At 60.7% G+C, this 17,677-nt stretch carries 17 protein-coding genes; 7 read left to right on the top strand and 10 right to left on the bottom strand.

The features are described from left to right. Positions 1–18 precede the first annotated feature (18 nt). The 8 genes from AC07R0_RS24120 to ppx form a co-directional block, all read right to left on the bottom strand. Entirely contained in the window at positions 19–1,332 is a 1,314-nt protein-coding gene (locus AC07R0_RS24120; protein WP_116606383.1) for a sulfate adenylyltransferase subunit 1, read from the bottom strand. Continuing rightward, entirely contained in the window at positions 1,332–2,255 is a 924-nt protein-coding gene (gene cysD / locus AC07R0_RS24125; protein WP_116606384.1) for a sulfate adenylyltransferase subunit CysD, read from the bottom strand. The genes AC07R0_RS24120 and cysD overlap by 1 nt, the downstream gene beginning before the upstream one ends. A gap of 14 nt (positions 2,256–2,269) precedes the next feature. Next, the gene (locus tag AC07R0_RS24130) at positions 2,270–2,893 is read right to left on the bottom strand and encodes a phosphoadenosine phosphosulfate reductase domain-containing protein (RefSeq protein WP_495106784.1); all 624 of its coding nucleotides are present in this window, start codon (positions 2,891–2,893) and stop codon (positions 2,270–2,272) included. 25 nt (positions 2,894–2,918) lie between these two features. Continuing rightward, positions 2,919–3,347 (bottom strand): DUF934 domain-containing protein, encoded by a 429-nt coding sequence (locus AC07R0_RS24135; protein ID WP_495106785.1) that lies wholly within the window; start codon positions 3,345–3,347, stop codon positions 2,919–2,921. A gap of 11 nt (positions 3,348–3,358) precedes the next feature. Next, a complete protein-coding gene (locus AC07R0_RS24140; protein WP_495106786.1) occupies positions 3,359–5,137 on the bottom strand; it encodes a nitrite/sulfite reductase in 1,779 nt (592 codons plus the stop codon). A 46-nt stretch (positions 5,138–5,183) separates the two neighbouring features. Continuing rightward, positions 5,184–5,975, bottom strand: coding sequence for a sulfite exporter TauE/SafE family protein (locus tag AC07R0_RS24145; protein WP_495096609.1), 792 nt, complete (start codon positions 5,973–5,975; stop codon positions 5,184–5,186). A 101-nt stretch (positions 5,976–6,076) separates the two neighbouring features. Next, positions 6,077–6,835: a PEP-CTERM/exosortase system-associated acyltransferase gene (locus AC07R0_RS24150; protein WP_495106787.1), complete on the bottom strand. Its 759-nt coding sequence runs from the start codon at positions 6,833–6,835 to the stop codon at positions 6,077–6,079. Positions 6,836–6,955: 120 nt separating this feature from the next. Further along, entirely contained in the window at positions 6,956–8,455 is a 1,500-nt protein-coding gene (ppx, locus tag AC07R0_RS24155; RefSeq protein ID WP_495106788.1) for an exopolyphosphatase, read from the bottom strand. Between the two features lie 193 nt (positions 8,456–8,648). Between ppx and pstS the strand changes: the two genes are divergently transcribed. The 7 genes from pstS to phoR all read left to right on the top strand — a co-directional run bounded on the left by pstS (position 8,649) and on the right by phoR (position 15,391). Beyond that, positions 8,649–9,692, top strand: a complete 1,044-nt coding sequence (pstS, locus tag AC07R0_RS24160; RefSeq protein WP_495096606.1) for a phosphate ABC transporter substrate-binding protein PstS — start codon at positions 8,649–8,651, stop codon at positions 9,690–9,692. A 237-nt stretch (positions 9,693–9,929) separates the two neighbouring features. Beyond that, positions 9,930–10,895, top strand: a complete 966-nt coding sequence (gene pstC, locus AC07R0_RS24165) for a phosphate ABC transporter permease subunit PstC (protein ID WP_495106789.1) — start codon at positions 9,930–9,932, stop codon at positions 10,893–10,895. Beyond that, positions 10,892–11,779 (top strand): phosphate ABC transporter permease PstA, encoded by an 888-nt coding sequence (gene pstA / locus AC07R0_RS24170; RefSeq protein WP_495096604.1) that lies wholly within the window; start codon positions 10,892–10,894, stop codon positions 11,777–11,779. The genes pstC and pstA overlap by 4 nt, the downstream gene beginning before the upstream one ends. A 2-nt stretch (positions 11,780–11,781) precedes the next feature. Then, positions 11,782–12,555, top strand: a complete 774-nt coding sequence (gene pstB / locus AC07R0_RS24175) for a phosphate ABC transporter ATP-binding protein PstB (RefSeq protein ID WP_490593174.1) — start codon at positions 11,782–11,784, stop codon at positions 12,553–12,555. Between the two features lie 26 nt (positions 12,556–12,581). After that, positions 12,582–13,283, top strand: a complete 702-nt coding sequence (gene phoU, locus AC07R0_RS24180) for a phosphate signaling complex protein PhoU (RefSeq protein ID WP_495096603.1) — start codon at positions 12,582–12,584, stop codon at positions 13,281–13,283. Next, entirely contained in the window at positions 13,280–14,005 is a 726-nt protein-coding gene (gene phoB / locus AC07R0_RS24185; protein ID WP_495106790.1) for a phosphate regulon transcriptional regulator PhoB, read from the top strand. The genes phoU and phoB overlap by 4 nt, the downstream gene beginning before the upstream one ends. A gap of 45 nt (positions 14,006–14,050) precedes the next feature. After that, the gene (gene phoR / locus AC07R0_RS24190; protein WP_495106791.1) at positions 14,051–15,391 is read left to right on the top strand and encodes a phosphate regulon sensor histidine kinase PhoR; all 1,341 of its coding nucleotides are present in this window, start codon (positions 14,051–14,053) and stop codon (positions 15,389–15,391) included. A 63-nt stretch (positions 15,392–15,454) separates the two neighbouring features. On the opposite strand, the gene AC07R0_RS24195 is transcribed toward phoR, so the two are convergent. Further along, complete coding sequence (locus AC07R0_RS24195) at positions 15,455–17,212, bottom strand: glycosyltransferase family protein (protein ID WP_495106792.1); 1,758 nt, start codon at positions 17,210–17,212, stop codon at positions 15,455–15,457. A gap of 91 nt (positions 17,213–17,303) precedes the next feature. Further along, positions 17,304–17,576, bottom strand: a complete 273-nt coding sequence (locus AC07R0_RS24200) for a type B 50S ribosomal protein L31 (RefSeq protein ID WP_495096599.1) — start codon at positions 17,574–17,576, stop codon at positions 17,304–17,306. Positions 17,577–17,677 lie beyond the last annotated feature (101 nt).

The following is a 17,677-nucleotide window of genomic DNA, read 5'->3' on the forward strand; positions in this document are numbered from 1 at the left end:
TTAACCCGTGATTTTAAATTAGCGGACCAGCACGGCGCCCGAGGTCTTGTGCGAGGCCGTATCGACAAGCACCAAGGCACCCAGCGAACGGGATTGGATGTAGGGCAGGGTGGCGATGCCTTCCTGCAGCGCCAGCTCGATGTGGCCGATGGCGTTCGGCGGCAGCTCGCTCGCATCTTCCTCGGCCAGGGTGTTGATGTCCAGCTTGTGCACGATGCGCTTGACCTTGGCCTTGACCCAGCGGTGGCCGTGCAGCGCCCAGTAGACGCGGCCGGCAACCAGGGGTTCGTCGTCCATCCAGGCGATGGTGGCCGAGATCTCGCGGTTGGCTTCGAACTTGCCCGGGGCCAGCAGCCAGTCGCCGCGCGATACGTCGACTTCGCGGTCCAGCGTGATGCCGGCGCTGTTGCCGGCCAGCACATTCTTGGGATTGCGCGCATGGTCCAGCACCTGGGCCACGGTGGCGGTCTGGCCGCTGGGCAGGATGCGGATTTCTTGGCCGACTTCGACCTTGCCGGTGGCCACACGGCCCCAGAACACGCGGCGGCCCTGGCTGGTGTCGCTGCTGGACGAGAACTTTTCCACCCACTGCACGGGGAAGGCAAAGGGCTGCTCCACCTCGGCCGGCGTGCTCGGCAGTTGCTCCAGAATCTGTAGCAGGGTCGGGCCGGTGTACTTGCACCAATCGGGGTTTTCGCTGTGGCCGGCTTCGACCACGTTCCAGCCCTTCAAGGCCGAAATCGGCACGATGGCCTTGACCGGAATCTCGGCGGCGGCGGCAAAGCTGTTCAAAGCAGCGCTGATGTGGGCAAAGGCCAGGGCCGAGTCTTCCACCGCGTCCAGCTTGTTGATGGCAAACACGATGCTGGGCACGCGCAGCAGGTGGCACAGCAGCGAGTGGCGGCGGGTTTGCGGCAGCAGCTCCAGCGCGGCGTTCTTCCAGTCGAGCTTGGTGGCGTCGACCAGCACCACGGCGGCGTCGGCACTGCTGGCGGCGGTCACCATGTTGCGGGTGTACTGCTCGTGGCCGGGCGCGTCGCCGATGATGAACTTGCGGTCTTCGGTGTTGAAGTAGCGGTAGGCCACGTCGATGGTGATGCCTTGCTCGCGCTCGGCGCTCAGGCCGTCGGTCAGCAAGGCCAGGTCGGTTTCGCCCTGGCGTTGCACGCCGGCCAGGTGGTCTTGCAACACGGCCTTGGTGTCGACCAGCAGGCGGCCGATCAAGGTGCTCTTGCCGTCATCGACCGATCCGCAGGTGATGAATTTTAAGGCGGAAAGGGCTGCAGCGCTGGTAGTACCTGCGGGAGTAGCTATAGAAGTAGTAGCATTCATCAGAAATATCCGTCTTTCTTGCGCTTCTCCATCGAAGCCTCAGAGGTTTTGTCGTCCATGCGGGTCGCGCCGCGTTCGCTCACGTCGGCGGCCAGGGTTTCGATCACGATGTCGCCGGCGGTGGCGGCAAAGCTCTCCACCGGGCAGGTGCAGGTGATGTCGCCCACGGTGCGGAAGCGCACGTCGCGCTGCTCGGCCGTTTCACCGGCGCGCAAAGGAGTTAGGTCGGTCACCGGCACCAGCAGGCCCTTGCGTTCCACCACTTCGCGTTTGTGCGTGTAGTACAGCGAGGGCAGGGCGATTTGCTCGCGCTCGATGTACTGCCAGACGTCGAGTTCGGTCCAGTTGCTGATGGGGAATACGCGGAAGTGTTCGCCGGGCTGCAGGCGGGTGTTGAACAGGGTCCACAGCTCAGGGCGCTGGGCCTTGGGCTGCCATTGGCCAAAGCTGTCGCGGTGGCTGAAGATGCGTTCCTTGGCTCGGGCTTTTTCTTCGTCACGGCGGGCGCCGCCGATCAGCGCGTCGAAGCGGAATTCTTCGATGGCTTCCAGCAGGGTCACCGACTGGTGCACATTGCGCGATTCGCCAGGGTGGGCCAGGCGCACAGTGCCGCGCTTCATCGAGTCTTCGACATTGCGCACGATCAGCTCGGCGCCCAGTTCCTTGGCGCGGAAGTCGCGGAAGTCGGTCACTTCATGGAAGTTGTGGCCGGTGTCGATCATCAGCAGCGGGTAGGGAATGCGGCCTGCGCCGAAGGCTTTTTCGGCGCATTTCAGCAGCACCAGCGAGTCTTTGCCGCCCGAAAACAGCAGGGTGGGGCGTTCAAACACGGCAGCCACTTCGCGCAGGATGAAGATGGTTTCTTCTTCCAGTGCGTCGAGGTGGGTATTGCTCAGATGGTGTGGGGTCACTTGGGTATTCATGTCGGGGTCAGGTTTCAGTGGGCAAGGTGCAAACCGCACTCGCGGTTGTCTTCACCTTTGGTGGGGTCCACGTAGTCGAAGTTGTTGGGCAGGCCGTGGGTCACACAGTATTCGTGGAGCTCTTTGGACGACCAGTGCAGCAGCGGCGCGACCTTGATCAGGCCGTCGGGGTTGATGCTGACAGGGTCCATCTGGGCGCGCACGGCGGTATCGGTGGCGCGCAGTGCGGTGAACCAGACCTTGGGCGCCGTCTCGCGCAGTGCGCGGGCAAAGGGCTCCAGCTTCACTTCTTCGGTGAAGGCGGCATGGCGCGGATCGTCCAGCGCGGGAGTCGCGCCGTCCACAGCTTCGCGGTGCGCACGCGAGCGCAGCGGCAGGTAGATGCGCAGGTTCAGCTTCAGCTGCTTTGTGACTTCATCGACAAAGCGGTAGGTGGCCTCGGTGTTGTAACCGTTGTCCATCCAGACCACGGGCACATCGGGATTGACGCGGGTGACCATGTGCAGGATGACCGCCTCGAATGGGCGGAAGTTGGTGGTGACGATGGCGGGCTGGCTTAAGGCCAGCGCCCATTCCACCAGTGCGGGTGCGTTGCGGCCGAGATCCGTGTTGATCTGTGCGAGGTTGAGGGTGCTCATGGTGTTGGTTCCGATTGGGCCGATATCAGGCCGAGTCTTGCCGTTCCAGCTCAGCGCCGTAGGCTGCGCTGTCTTCGGTTTCGGCAAAGTGGGGCACCACGTGGACGGCGTCGCCCTGGTAGTAGCCCTGGAAACGGTCGAACTGGCGCTGGGCGGCACTGGCGTCTACGCCTTCGCGCAGCACGGCTACGTCAAAGCCGCTGCGTTGCATCTGTACCAGTTGGTCGATCAGCACGTCACCCGTGGCGCGGATTTCGCCGGTGAAGCCCAGGCGGCGGCGCAGCAGGAAGGCCTGGCTGTAGGCACGGCCATCGGTGAACTTGGGGAAGTTCAGGTCGATGCGGGTGACGCCCGCCAGGTCCAGGCTGCGGGGGTCTTCGGTGTTGGCCAAGGCTATATGGTCTTTTTGGCCTTCAGCGCTGGGAATATGTGCGGTAGCAGCTATTATTTTCATAGTATTTCCTCTCAGGCAGCCACGCTGTCACGGGCGGGCTTGCCGGTGCTGATGCGGGCGCCGTTGGCAGCCTGTTTGAACGGGTCCTGGCCGACGCGGCGCAGGGTGTCGATGAAGTTTTCACCGCTGTGGCGGGTGCTGCGGTAGGTGTCCAGCACGGCTTCGATGACTTCGGGTACTTCGGCTGCGCTGAAGGACGGGCCGACAACCTTGCCCGCAATGGCGGGGCCGGACAGATTCGAGCCGTCCGAGCCGGCCAGCGTCACCTGGTACCACTCCTGGCCGTCCTTGTCCACGCCCAGAATGCCGATGTGGGCGCTGTGGTGGTGGCCGCAGGAGTTGATGCAGCCGCTCATGTGCACGTCGATCTCGCCCAGGTCGTGCAGTTCGTCCATGTCCTGGTAGCGCTGGCTGATGGCTTCGGAAATCGGCAGCGAGCGGGCATTGGCCAGGCTGCAGAAGTCGCCGCCGGGGCAGACGATCATGTCGGTCAGCAGGCGGATGTTGGCCTTGGCCAGGCCCAGCGCCTTGGCTTCGGCGTACAGGGCGGGTAGCTCGTCGGCGCGGACCCAGGGCAGCACCAGATTCTGGTCGTGGGTCACGCGGGTTTCGCCGGCGCTGTAGCGGTCGGCCAGGTCGGCTGCGGCATCCAGCTGCTCTGCGGTCGCGTCGCCGGGCGAGTAGCCCAGGCGTTTGAACGACAGGGTCACGGCACGCAGCAGCGGGTTTTGGTGGGCGGCTACGTTTTGCTTCAGCCAGCGGGTGTAGTCCTTGTCGTCGACAGGGGCCGCAACCGGGTTGGCCAGGGCGGGCAAGGCACCGACGCGGCTGGCCGGCGGCACGAAGCTGGCGGTAACCCGGTCGAGTTCGGCCTGGCTGATGGTGTGCGGTGCGCCGTCACGGGTCAGGATTTGCTGGTATTCATCCTCGACCTCGTCGATATAGCGCTGGCCTTCGGCTTTGACCAGGATCTTGATGCGCGCCTTGTACATATTGTCGCGGCGGCCCCAGCGGTTGTAGACGCGTACCACGGCTTCCAGGTAGTTGAGGATCTGGTTCCAGGGCAGGAAGTCGCGGATCACCGTGCCGACGACCGGTGTGCGGCCCATGCCGCCGCCAACCATCACGCGCAGGCCGACTTCACCGGCCTCGTTCTTCAGCACATGCAGGCCTACGTCGTGCCAAGCGGTGGCGGCGCGGTCGTCGGTGGCGCCGACGATGGCGATCTTGAACTTGCGTGGCAGGAAGGCGAATTCATGGTGCAGCGTGCTCCACTGGCGGATGATTTCGGCCAGGGGGCGGGGGTCGGCGATTTCATCGGCAGCAATGCCGGCGCGCTCGTCGCTGGTGGTGTTGCGGATGCAGTTGCCGCTGGTCTGGATGCCGTGCAGATGTACGCTGGCCAGCAGATCCATCACGTCGGCGCTCTTGTCCAGCGGAATCCAGTTGAACTGGACGTTCTGGCGGGTGGTGAAGTGGGCGCAGGCGCTGGGCAGGCTGTGCAGATCGCTGAGGCCGGGGTTGGCCTTGGCCAGGTCGTGCGCGTCTTTTTTGTCGTAATCGCGGGCGATGGTACCTAGCACGCGCAGCTGGGCGCTGTTCAGCTCGCCATAGGGCACGGCCACGCGCAGCATGGGGGCAAAGCGCTGTACATACCAGCCGTTTTGCAGGCGCAGTGGGCGGAATTCGTCTTCGGCCAGCGTGCCCTTTTGCCAGCGTTCCAGCTGGTCTCGGTACTGGGCGGCGCGCAGTTGCACAAACTGTTTGTCAAATTCGGTGTATTGGTACATTTTGGTGGTCTATCGTGGTACGGGTCGCTTGGGGCAACCCGCGATTTTAAAGTGCCAGTAATTTGGTGCCCGCATAAGCCAGCAACAAAGACAGTACGCCGCGGATGACACGGTCGGGCGTCTTCAGCACCATGTGCGACCCGAGCCAGATGCCGGGCAGGGAGCCGGCCAGCAGCTTACCCAGCAGAGGCCAGTCCACAGAGCCCAGGCCGGCATGTCCCAGGCCGGCTACCAGCGTCAAGGGCACGGCATAGGCGATGTCGGCGGCAACAATGCGCTGCAGCGGCAGCAAGGGGTAGAGCAGCATGAGCACCGTGACGCCAATCGCGCCAGCGCCCACCGAGGTCAGTGTGACCAGGCAACCTATGCATGCGCCGAATAGCAGCGGCAGGCTCCAGTGGCGCGGGCGTTCTGCCTGGGCCATGGCCTGGTTGCTGATGGTGCGCGGTGCGCTCTTGCCACGTATGCTTTTGTAGAGCGTGGCCAAGGCCGTCAGCAGCAAAGCCACGCCCAGTGTGGTGGTCATGATTTTTTGTACGTGGGGGTCGGCCGGTCCGAGGGTATGCAGTGCCCACAGGGTCAGCAGCGAGGCGGGCACGCTGCCTGCGCACAGGGTGGCCACGATGCGCCAGTTGACCAGACCCGAGCGCGCCATCTTCAGCGTGCCGCCGGCCTTGGTGAAGCAGGCGAACAGCAGGTCGGTGCCTATCGCCAGGTAGGGCTTCATGCCAAAGAAGAAGATCAAGATGGGCGTCATGAGCGAGCCGCCGCCCACACCCGTCAGGCCGACTACAAAGCCGACAAAAAATCCGGCAAAAACGAAAGCAAAATCGTACATGGCCGCGACTATAGAAGCCGGGCCTCCGATTCCAAACTACTTTATTGTTCTACCAATATGCCAATCGGCATATTTAGAAATAACGAAATTGGCCTTGGCGCCTATGTACTGTTCGCATTGGCAGCGTAGGCAGCATCCATTTGCTCGTTGATGGCATGCCATAGCGGGCGCATCATCAGGCGTGCGCCCTGGTAGACATCGTTCACTTTCAACATGGACGGGACACGTTGGCCGCGGTGTTCCACAGCGCCGCCGATGGGGATGATATTGACGCCAAGTTTGGCGAAATGCTCGGCCAAGCGCGGTTCTGTGAGGGTGAACAGGATTTCTATGCCTTGGCGCCGCGCCATGGCCAGTGCGCCTATATACAGGCTGACGGGAATGTAGGGGAAGCGTGGTTGGTCGCGTTCGCCGAAGTCGGAGTCTGAGATGGTGGCTCCGCTGTGCTGTTCGCCCTTGCGCCGACGGAATTCGGACATGACTGCCAGGCGTGATACTTCGGCAATGCGCTCGCGCGGTTCGCGCGCCGGGTCGATGATGCTGCGGTCTATGGTGTCCCTGCAGGTGACCTCAAACGGCAGCGGCGCCGCAGGGTCAGCGGGGTCGGTCAGTACCAGGCGGGCACAGCCCGCAAGCCTGTGCGGTTCGCCTGCGGTGCGCACCAAGCAGTGTTGTGAACGGTAATCGTATTTATCGGTCTCGCGCTGGTCTTCCCGTACCGGCTCAAAGCCTAGTTCGCGGGCATAGACATCATGGCGAATGAAGAATACGTCGTCGACTCGCGCCTCTTCCAGTGCAGGGGCAATCTCAAAATACTGCTTGTAACTGTCACCCAGGTTGAGTCGTCGATTTTCTGACATTGGAAGCCTTGCTGGTTGTCTCGTCCTGCGTCATGTTTCGAACCGTGCGCGCCGTGTGCTTCCATTATTCAGGTTTTATGTCCTTGACGTAAAGTTTTCTTGGGGGTTAATTGCTATTTCTCAAGCTTCAGAAAGTAGCAGTGCCCAGGGCGTCTTTTGCCAGGCCAGGGCTTCATCGCGTAGCAGATGGGCCGATTGCGGATAGGCCTGAGACCAGCCAGGACGGGTGGTCAGCGAAAACTGTGTGGAGTCTCCGAGTTCCAGCTCCAGTCCTTCCACATCCGGATCGCGGCGTGCGTGGCACAGGATTGCAGCAATCCGTAGTGACAGCAACTGCTGCATGTAGTCGGCATCGCTGAAGTCGCATTCCAGTTTGTGCAACTTCCCACGGTGGCCCAGCACAAGTTGGCTCAGGCGCTGCAGCTCCGATAAGGCAAAGCCGGGCAAGTCGGCGTGGCCCAGGATGTAGGCGCCATGCCGGTGGTAGTCGTTGTGAGAAATCTGGCTGCCAATTTCATGTAACTGGCCAGCCCAATGCAGCTTGCGCTGCAGACGGGTAATTTCTGCAGCGGGGACACCGCTACGGGCCTGCATCTGGCCAAACAGATGGCTCGCAATCTGGGCTACACGTTGGGCTTGGTCCGCGTCCACTGCAAAGCGGGTGGCCATGCGTTGCACAGACACTGCGCGCAGATCGGTTTCCTCTTGGCTTCGTGTAACCAGGTCGTACAGCACGCCATGGCGCAGCGCGCCATCGGCTGCATGCATTTCATCGATGCCCAGCAGATCAAAAATGGCCCGCAGCACGCTGATTCCGCCGCCTATGACCAGCTTGCGGTCGTCCTTCATGCCTTCGATGCGCAGTTTTTCGACGGTTTGCGCCTTGAGTAGCCGGTCGCTGATCCAATCCAGGCCTTCACGGGTGATGAGATTCAGGGGCCAACCGGCGGCGTGCAGGATATCTGCGACTGCGCCCACCGTGCCGGAGGAACCATAGGCCACATCCCAAGTGTCGCGCCGGTAGGCGTTCAGGGCTTCGTCCAAAACGGCTTTGGCGGCAATTTCGGCAATACGGAACGCATCGCGGGTGAATTGGCCCTGGGGAAAGTATTTCATCGACCAGGCGACACTGCCGACCCGGAAGGACTCCATGACGTTCGCTTCGTAGGCCTGGCCCAAAATCATCTCGGTGGAGCGGCCGCCAATGTCTACCACCAGGCGTCGTTCGTCCGATTGGGGCAAGAGCCGTGCTACGCCTTGGTATATCAGCCGTGCTTCTTCCCGGCCTGGAATCACGTCGATGGGAAAACCCAGGATTTCGTGCGCGCGGGCCAGAAATGCGTCCCGGTTGCGGGCTTCGCGCAGGGTTTGGGTTGCGACGGCGCGGACTTGCTGGTGTTTGAAGCCCGCCAGGCGCTCGGCGAAGCGGGCCAGGCAGTCCCAGCCGCGCTGCATGGCTTCGGCGCTGAGGTTGCGGTTTTCGTCCAGACCGTTGCCTTGGCGAACGGTTTCCTTCAGGTATTCGGTGCGGTGGATCTGGCCATGGTCGAGTCGGCCAATTTCCAGACGAAAGCTATTGGAGCCCAAGTCCAGGGCGGCGAGAAGTGTTCCGTTTTGCATGGTGTCGCAAGTTTTTGTGGGCGCAGCATAGCACCCATGTGCCTTGGGACCTCATTCACGCCTATCGGCCCCGGTGCGAGCTTTGTTTTGTCACATGTCTGTCACATAACCTTCTTAAATTAGCACCATCGCACAGATTTACCAGGACCGGTGAATCGTCGGGTTGGTTTCCTCACACTTAAAGGATTTGCTGATGCAAACACGTTTCAAAATGGCCCTGGTGGGTTTGGCGGCTTCTGGGGTATTGTCATTTTCGGGTCTGGTTAGCGCCCAAGAAATTACCGGTGCAGGTGCGACCTTCCCGGCTCCCGTCTATTCCAAGTGGGCTGCCGAGTACAACAAGGCCACGGGCGTGAAGATCAACTACCAATCGGTGGGTTCTGGCGCCGGCATCAAGCAGATCGACTCCAAGACGGTGGATTTCGGCGCTTCCGACATGCCGCAAACCGATGATGTGCTCAAGTCCAAAGGCCAGATGCAGTTCCCCTCCGTAATCGGTGGTACCGTGCCTGTGGTGAACATCAAGGGTATCGCCCCCGGCCAACTGAAGCTGACCGGCCAGGTCTTGGGCGATATCTATCTGGGCAAGATCACCAAGTGGAATGATGCCGCCCTGGTGGCTCTGAACCCTGGCCTGCCTTTGCCTGACGCTGCGATTTCCCCTGTGCGCCGTGCAGATGGTTCGGGTACGACCTTCAACTTCACTAACTACCTGAGCCGCGTCCACCCAGAGTGGAAAGAAAAAGTGGGCGAGGGCACAGCGGTTAACTGGCCTGTGGGCGCGGGTGGCAAGGGCAATGAAGGCGTTGCCGCTTTCGTGAATCGTCTGCCCAATTCCATCGGCTATGTGGAATACGCCTATGTGAAGCAAAACAAGATGACCTACGCCCAGATGAAGAACCGTGACGGCCTGTTCGTTAGCCCCAGTGACACGGCTTTCGCCGCAGCCGCTGCTGGCGCGGATTGGAACAAGTCGTTCTACCAACTGATCACTGACCAGCCTGGTAAGGAAGCCTGGCCTATCTCCACCGCAACCTTCATCCTGATGCACCTGAAACAGGACAAGCCAGCCAACGCCACCGAAGTGTTCAAGTTCTTCAACTGGGCTTACAAGAACGGCGCCAAGATTGCTGACGACCTGGACTACGTGCCTCTGCCAGCGCCTGTGGTGGCTTCCATTGAAAAAGCCTGGGGTCAAGTGACCGATGGCGCCGGCAAGCCAGTTGCCATTAAGTAATTTGGCTCACCCCCAGGCTGCAGTGCTTCGCATCTTTCGCCAACCCCCTTGCTGGGGGCAACACCAGCAGCCTGGCGAAGCCAGTTCTGCGGTGTTTCTGGGCGGTATGCGTTCTTGCTGTGGCATGGGGCTGGTTAGTTACTAACAATGAACCAAGGAAAGGGGCAAAACGTGTCATCTACACTTCCGGCGCAAGATCTATCGTTAAATCCGTCTGTCAAGACCTCCGGACATGTGATGAGCACTCCTCCGCGCCCTAAAGCGGCCCGTTCGGGCCCTGTCTTCGACCGTATCTTTGGCTGGTTGGCCAAAGGTTCGGCCATTTTTACCCTGGCGATGCTGGTGGCGATCCTGATGTCGCTGGTGGTCAGTGCCTGGCCGGCTATTACCAAGTACGGCCTGGGTTTTTTGACCAGTACCACCTGGGACCCGGTGAAAGAGGAGTTTGGTGGCCTGGTGATGATTTATGGCACGGTGATGACTTCCATCATTGCCTTGCTCATTGCCGTGCCGGTCAGCTTCGGTATCGCGCTGTTCCTGACGGAGTTGTCCCCAGCCTGGCTGAAACGTCCTCTGGGTACAGCCATTGAGCTGCTGGCTGCCGTGCCCTCCATTGTGTACGGTATGTGGGGTCTGCTGGTGTTCAGCCCGGTGCTGTCCACTTATGTGCAGCAACCGCTGCAATCCATGTTCAGCGGTGTGCCTTATGTGGGCGCCCTGTTTTCAGGCGCTCCGGTGGGTATCGGCATCTTGTCTGCCGGCATCATCCTGGCCATCATGATCATTCCGTTCATTGCAGCTGTGATGCGGGACGTGTTTGAGGTGACGCCAACCTTGCTCAAGGAATCCGCCTACGGACTGGGTGCAACCACCTGGGAGGTTGTATCCAAGGTGGTGCTGCCTTACACCAAGTCCGGCGTGATCGGCGGCATCATGCTGGGGTTGGGGCGCGCCATTGGCGAAACCATGGCGGTTACCTTCGTGATCGGCAACTTCAACCAACTGGATTCGTTGAGCCTCTTCCAGGCTGCAAACAGCATCACCTCTGCGTTGGCAAACGAGTTTGCCGAAGCGGGCGAGGGCTTGCACCAGGGGGCTTTGATGTACCTGGGCTTGGTGCTGTTCTTCATTACTTTCGTCATTCTTTCCCTGTCCAAATTGCTGCTGCTGCAACTGCGCAAGAATGAAGGAGCCAAATCATGACCACGAGCGAAATGTTGCTCAAGGCAGCTGCTGTTGAGCAGGCCCGCGGTGTGAAGTACGCCGCTCGCAAGCGGGTGAACCGGATTGCCCTGGTGCTGGCGTTGGGAGCCATGGCTTTCGGCCTGTTCTGGTTGTTCTGGATCTTGTTTGAAACCGTGCGCCTGGGCATCGACGGCCTGAACTTGGCCACCCTGACGCAGATGACGCCTCCGCCAAACGACGAGGGTGGTTTGGCGAATGCGATCTACGGCTCGGTCCTGATGGTGGGGCTGGCCACGTTTGTCGGCGCTCCCATTGGCATCATGGCAGGCATCTATCTGGCCGAATACGACACCAAAGGCTGGCTGGCGTCCGCCACGCGGTTTGTGAACGACATTCTGCTGTCGGCTCCCAGCATCGTGATCGGCTTGTTTGTCTACACGGTCGTAGTGTCTCGCTTCAAGTCCTTTTCGGGTTGGGCAGGCATCGTGGCCCTGGCCTTGATCGTGATTCCGGTGGTCATTCGCACCACGGAAAACATGCTGCAGCTCGTGCCACCTGGCCTGCGTGAAGCCGCTTATGCCCTGGGCGCACCCAAGTGGAAGGTGATTTTGAGCATCACCTTGAAGGCCGCACGGGCCGGTGTGATCACCGGGATTATGTTGGCTGTGGCCCGTATTGCCGGCGAAACCGCACCGTTGCTGTTCACTGCGCTGAGTAACCAGTTCTGGACCTCCAGCCTGAGCCAGCCCATGGCGAGCTTGCCGGTGACGATTTTCAAATTTGCGATGAGCCCCTACGAGAACTGGCAAAAGCTGGCTTGGGCCGGAGTCTTCTTGATCACCATGACCGTGTTGGGTCTGAACATTTTGGCCCGCGCCTGGGCTGGTAAGAACAAAGGTTAATCATGCAAACCGCTATTGCCCAAAACTCCAAGATCTCGGTCAAGAACCTGAATTTCTACTACGGCAAATTCCATGCGCTCAAGGGCATCAACATGGAAATTCCGGAAAAAAAGGTGACGGCTTTCATTGGCCCATCCGGCTGCGGCAAGTCCACTTTGCTGCGCATTTTCAACCGCATGTTCGAGTTGTACCCCGAGCAGCGCGCTGAAGGCGAGATCATGCTGGACGGAGAAAACCTGCTGACCAGCAAAAAAGACGTGGCCCTGCTGCGTGCCAAGGTCGGCATGGTGTTTCAAAAGCCCACGCCATTCCCCATGTCTATCTATGACAACATCACCTTCGGTGTGAAGCTGTTTGAAGATCTGAGCGCTACCGATATGGAAGAGCGCGTTGAATGGGCCCTGCGCAAGGCTGCGCTATGGACCGAGGTCAAGGACAAGCTCAACCAAAGCGGCTCCAGCCTGTCGGGTGGTCAGCAGCAACGCCTGTGCATTGCACGCGGCATCGCCATCAAACCCGAGGTGCTGTTGCTGGACGAACCTTGCTCGGCACTGGACCCGATTTCCACTTCCAAGGTGGAAGAGTTGATCACCGAACTGAAGAACGACTACACCGTCGTGATCGTGACCCACAACATGCAGCAGGCCGCACGTTGCAGTGACTACACCGCCTATATGTACCTGGGTGACCTGATGGAGTTTGGTGCCACCGAAGACATCTTCTTCAAGCCCAAGCGCAAAGAGACCGAAGACTACATCACCGGCCGTTTTGGTTGATCGCAGCGTATCCAAAGGACAACACCATGCCTGAAAAACATCTTTCCAGCCAGTTCGACGCGGAACTCAATGGCGTTTCCAGCCGCGTGATGGAGCTGGGTGGTCTGGTTGAATCGCAGATTCGCCAGGCGATTTATGCACTCTCGCAGTTCAGCGGTGAAGTGGCCGACCAGGTTGCCGAGACCGAGCTGCGCGTGAACGCCATGGAAATCGAGATTGACCGCGAGCTCTCCAGCATCATTGCGCGCCGCCAACCCACCGCACGTGACCTGCGTTTGCTGATCGCCATTTCTAAGACCACCGCCAACCTGGAGCGAGTGGGCGACGAGGCCAACAAGATCGCCCGCATGGTCAAGTCCATCGCGCACAGCAGCGCGCCGCGTGCCTTGCCTACGCTAGACCTGCGGGTGTCGGCAGACATGGCTTCGGGCTTGCTGCGCAAGGCGCTGGATGCCTTTGCCCGCCTGGACACAGCCGCTGCGGTGAACATCCTCAAGGAAGACGATCTGCTGGACAAAGAGTTCGACGGCTTTGTGCGCAAACTCATTACTTACATGATGGAAGACCCGCGCACCATTTCTGCCAGTCTGGATCTGCTGTTTATTGCCAAGGCCATCGAGCGCATTGGTGACCATTCCAAGAATATTGCCGAGTTCATCATCTACATCGTCAAGGGCGAGGATGTGCGCCATGCGACGACGGCACAAGTGGAGTCGGTGCTGCAATGAAAAACATGCCACGGGTTTTGATCGTCGAAGATGAGCCGGCGATTGCCGAGCTGATTGCCGTCAACCTGCGCCACAGTGGTTTTCAACCCACCTGGGCGATGGACAGTGTCACGGCCCAATGCGAGCTGGATGCGGTTCTGCCCGATGTGATCTTGCTGGACTGGATGCTGCCTGGTGAAAGCGGTTTGTCGCTGGCCAAGAAATGGCGTGCCAACCCGCGTACCAAGGCGGTGCCCATCATCCTGCTGACCGCACGTGGCGATGAAAGCGACCGTGTGGCGGGCTTGGATGCGGGCGCGGACGACTACATCTCCAAGCCTTTTTCCACCAAGGAAATGTTGGCCCGCATCCGTGCGGTGCTGCGCCGCCGAGCGCCCGAGCAGGATGGTGGCGTGGTCAGCATTGGCGCCTTGGTGCTGGATGCGTCCACCTACCGAGTGACCTTCCAGGACCAGGCGGTGAAGATCGGCCCGACCGAATTCAAGTTGCTGCACTATCTGATGAAACATTCTGAGCGCGTACACAGCCGTTCACAGCTGCTGGACCGCGTTTGGGGTGACCATGTATTTATCGAGGAGCGCACGGTGGACGTCCACGTGAAGCGCTTGCGCGAGGCCTTGGGCGCGGGCGGCGCCATGGTCGAGACGGTGCGCGGTGCGGGTTACCGCATCACGGCCCAGCCGGTGGTGGCGTCAGCTCCCGCGGCAGCTTCTGCAGCTTGATTTTCGGGGCGGCCAGGCGTCGCCCCTCCACTTACTATCGCCCCTATGTGGTTTCGTTTCTTGAGTTTTTTGGGCGTGCAGCTGGCTGCGGGCCTGCTGGGTTGGGAGTTGGGGGGGCATCTGGGTGCAAGCATTGGCACCGTGCTCTCCGGGGCCGCGTGGATGCTGGTGGACCTGTGGCGCGGTGGCCGCGTGATGCAGTGGCTGCGCACCGGCGAGGCCTCCCAGGCACCTCATATGCAGGGCTGGTGGGGTGACTTCAGCGACCGCATGCGGCGCTGGCTGCGCCAGACCGAGCAAAAAATGCAGGATTCGGACCGGCGCCTGCAGGAGTTCCTGGCCGCCATCCAGGCATCGCCCAATGGCGTGGTGCTGCTGGATGCCGAAGGGCGCATAGAGTGGTGCAACCAGATCGCGGCCACGCATTTCGGTTTCGACGTGTCGCGTGACCTGCAGCAACTGATTGGCAACCTGGTACGCGACCCTGCATTTGCCACGTATGCAGCCGCGCCAGACCCGGCGGCAGGCGTTGTGATGATAGGCCGTGGTGGCAGCGTGACGCGGCCCGTCCGTTTGTCCGTGCACCTGCATCCGTATGGCGAGGGGCGGCGTTTGCTACTCTCGCGTGACATCACGGCGCTGGAGCAGGCTGAGGCCATGCGACGTGATTTTGTGGCCAATGTGTCGCACGAGATACGCACGCCGCTGACGGTCATGTCCGGCTTCGTGGAAACCATGCAAAGCGTGCCGCTGGATGAGGAGCAACGCGAGCGCTACCTGGGCTTCATGGCCCAGCAGGCGGACCGCATGCAAACCCTGGTGAGTGACTTGCTCACCCTGTCCACCATAGAAGGCGGGCCTGCACCCAGCAGCAATGACTGGATACCGGTGCGTGATTTGATGGCCCACTGTGCCCGGGAGGCCGAAGCTTTGTCGGGCATGGTGACCGCAGGGCATGCCAAGTCGCATTCCCTGCGTTTTGGCCCCATGCCCGACGGTGCGCTGGCGGGCGCCCATAGTGAATTGCTCAGTGCCATGTCCAATCTGGTGAGCAATGCTGTGCGCTATACGCCGCCTGGTGGCCGCATTGAGGTGCGCTGGGCGCAGCTGCCGGATGGGCGTGCCGAGTTTTCCGTCAAGGACACCGGACCAGGCATTGCGCCTGAGCATTTGCCGCGCCTGACCGAGCGGTTTTATCGGGTAGACCCTAGCCGTTCCCGTGAAACCGGGGGCACTGGTCTGGGCTTGGCGATCGTGAAGCACGTAGTGCAGCGCCATGGCGCTGAGCTGCAGGTGGAGAGTAGCCTGGGCCAGGGCTCTCGATTTGCGATCGTATTCCCGGCCAACCGGCTGCGTGTGGATCAGCAGCCGGCTTACGCCAAGTAGTCTCCTTGCTATTTAATGTATAGCTGCCAGCGCACGTGATATCTGCGCTAGAGGCCTAAACTATCAATAGTTTTTGCGCATATCCTTGCGCTGGTACAGGCGGATGTTTTCGCCGTTGTCGTCGCGGCGACGCACATTCAGGCGCAGCGACCATGGACTCAGATCCAGCGAGCCGCGCGGCGGGCGTGCCGTGGTGGCATCGACCAGCAGCCAGTCGCATTGCGCGCCATCGGCAATCGGCTTCAGCTTGAGCTGGCCGTGGTATTGGAAGGCCGCAATTTGGCCACGGTTTAGGTTGTCAAACGCCACACATCCCGACTCGCCGGCTTGCTGCGACTGGGCCCGGATTTCCTGGCTGACGCTGCGCACCATGGGTACATAGCTGCGGGCATAGTCCACAGCAGGCAGGCCCAGTGTCATCAGCAGCAACCAGCACAGGGCCGTGCCGCCGGCGGGCAGTACCAGGCTTTTCCAGATTGCAGAGCGGTGGCGACCCACCCGCCATTGCACCAGCCAGACCCATACCAGGGAGGCCAGCAGCGCAGGCAAAAAGGTGGGCCAGCTGAAATACGGAATAAAGCCTGGCACCAGGCGTGCCAGGTTGGCGGCCGGTTGCTGCGGTATGCCGGTTTGTGCCGCAAACCATATTACCCAGATGGTGAGTGCGAAGATGGTGAAGAACAGCAATGTGAACCAATCCACCAGTGCTGAAACGGTGCGGCTCAGAGTGGGCAGCGCGAATGCTGCCAGCGTTGCCATGGCCGGCAACGCCAGCAACAGGGATCGATCGGCAAAGTTGGTGCTCAGCGTGGTGCCCAGAGCCACGGCCACAAACCACAGCGGTAGCGCCAGGTGGCGACCAAAGTTGCCACTGGTCAGCTGTTTGCGCCAGCGCCACAGTGTCCATATGGCCAGGGGCCAGACGGGCCAGGTAAACCACAGCAGCAGCCGCAGAATGCCCCGGATGTTGGCTCCGTTGGTTTCTGGCAAATCGATGCGCCAGCGCCACAGGTCCAGTCGCCATGCCAATGCAGCCACGGCGGTCGTCAGCAGGATGATGGCGATGGACCACGCTACGCTGCGCTGCGCGCTATGAGGTATGTCCAGTTCGGACCGGTCGGGCTGGTCATGGCGGTCCAGAAAGCACACCAATGCCCCGCCCAGGCCTAGAAATACCGCCATTGCCGGAGCGCCGGAAAGTGCCAAGCCCGCCAATCCAATAGCGATGCCGGCGGCGGGAACCCAGGTACGGTAGGGCAGAGCAGACATGGCAAAAAAAGCCAGGCTGGTGAACGCCAGTTGCGCCAAGGCGGGTGTGGTTTCGTGCGATAGCTGGGCCAGCCCCAGGCAGGCAATCATGGCCAGCAGGCCGCCATCGGCCATAGCGCGCGCGTAGTCGGTCGGTTTGGCTTCTCCGCCAAAGGCGAATGCCACAGGTTGTGCGCGGGGGCTGCGAGCCAGGTAGTAGACCGCGTACCAGGTGGTGGCCAGCGTCATGCCCAGCAGCAGAATAAAAGGGATGCGGGCTGCGAAATCAATGGCTACTGCCGTCGGGCTCCAGTGCACTGCCCAGGCACCTAGCCAGTAGGGCAACAAGGCTTCGGTTTGCGTTGCCTGGCCCAGCAGTTGTGGATGCAGCCAGCTGCTGGCACCCTTGGCCAATTCGGCGATATAGCCGAAGGTCTCCATATCGTTGTTGCGCCAGGGTTCGCGGCCCAGGAAACCCGGCAGGGTATAGGCTAGGCACAAGAGCCATAAGGCCACGCGTGGCAGGCGGCGTACGGCACTTTGTGCCACGATGGCAGGAGTTGGATGGTTCACAAGGCAGGAATCTTACGGCCAATAAAACAAAAGGGCAGCGCGGATAAACCGGGCTGCCCTTCTTTTTCCGCAGATGCGGATGTGGAAGAACTTATTCTGCGGCTTTGGTCGCAGCAGTGGTCTTGCCGAAGCGGTTGCGGAAGCGCTCCACGCGGCCACCCATGTTGTCCACGGACTTTTGCGTACCGGTGTAGAAAGGATGGGATTCGCTGGAGGTATCCAGCTTGTACAGCGGCAGTTCGCGGCCGTCTTCCATCGTGATCATTTCCTTGGCGTTAACGCAAGAACGGGTCACAAACTTGAAGTTGTTGGACAAGTCCAGGAAACACACTTCACGGTAATTGGGGTGAATGCCTTCTTTCATAGCTCTTCCTTTTCAATTGCGTTAGCCGCCCGGTGCCTTGGGCAATCTGTTTGCCCAATTCAAAAGCCCGGTACTTTTCGCGATTAGCCTTCGATTATCAC

This window comes from Rhodoferax sp. GW821-FHT07F03 (genome assembly GCF_059418745.1).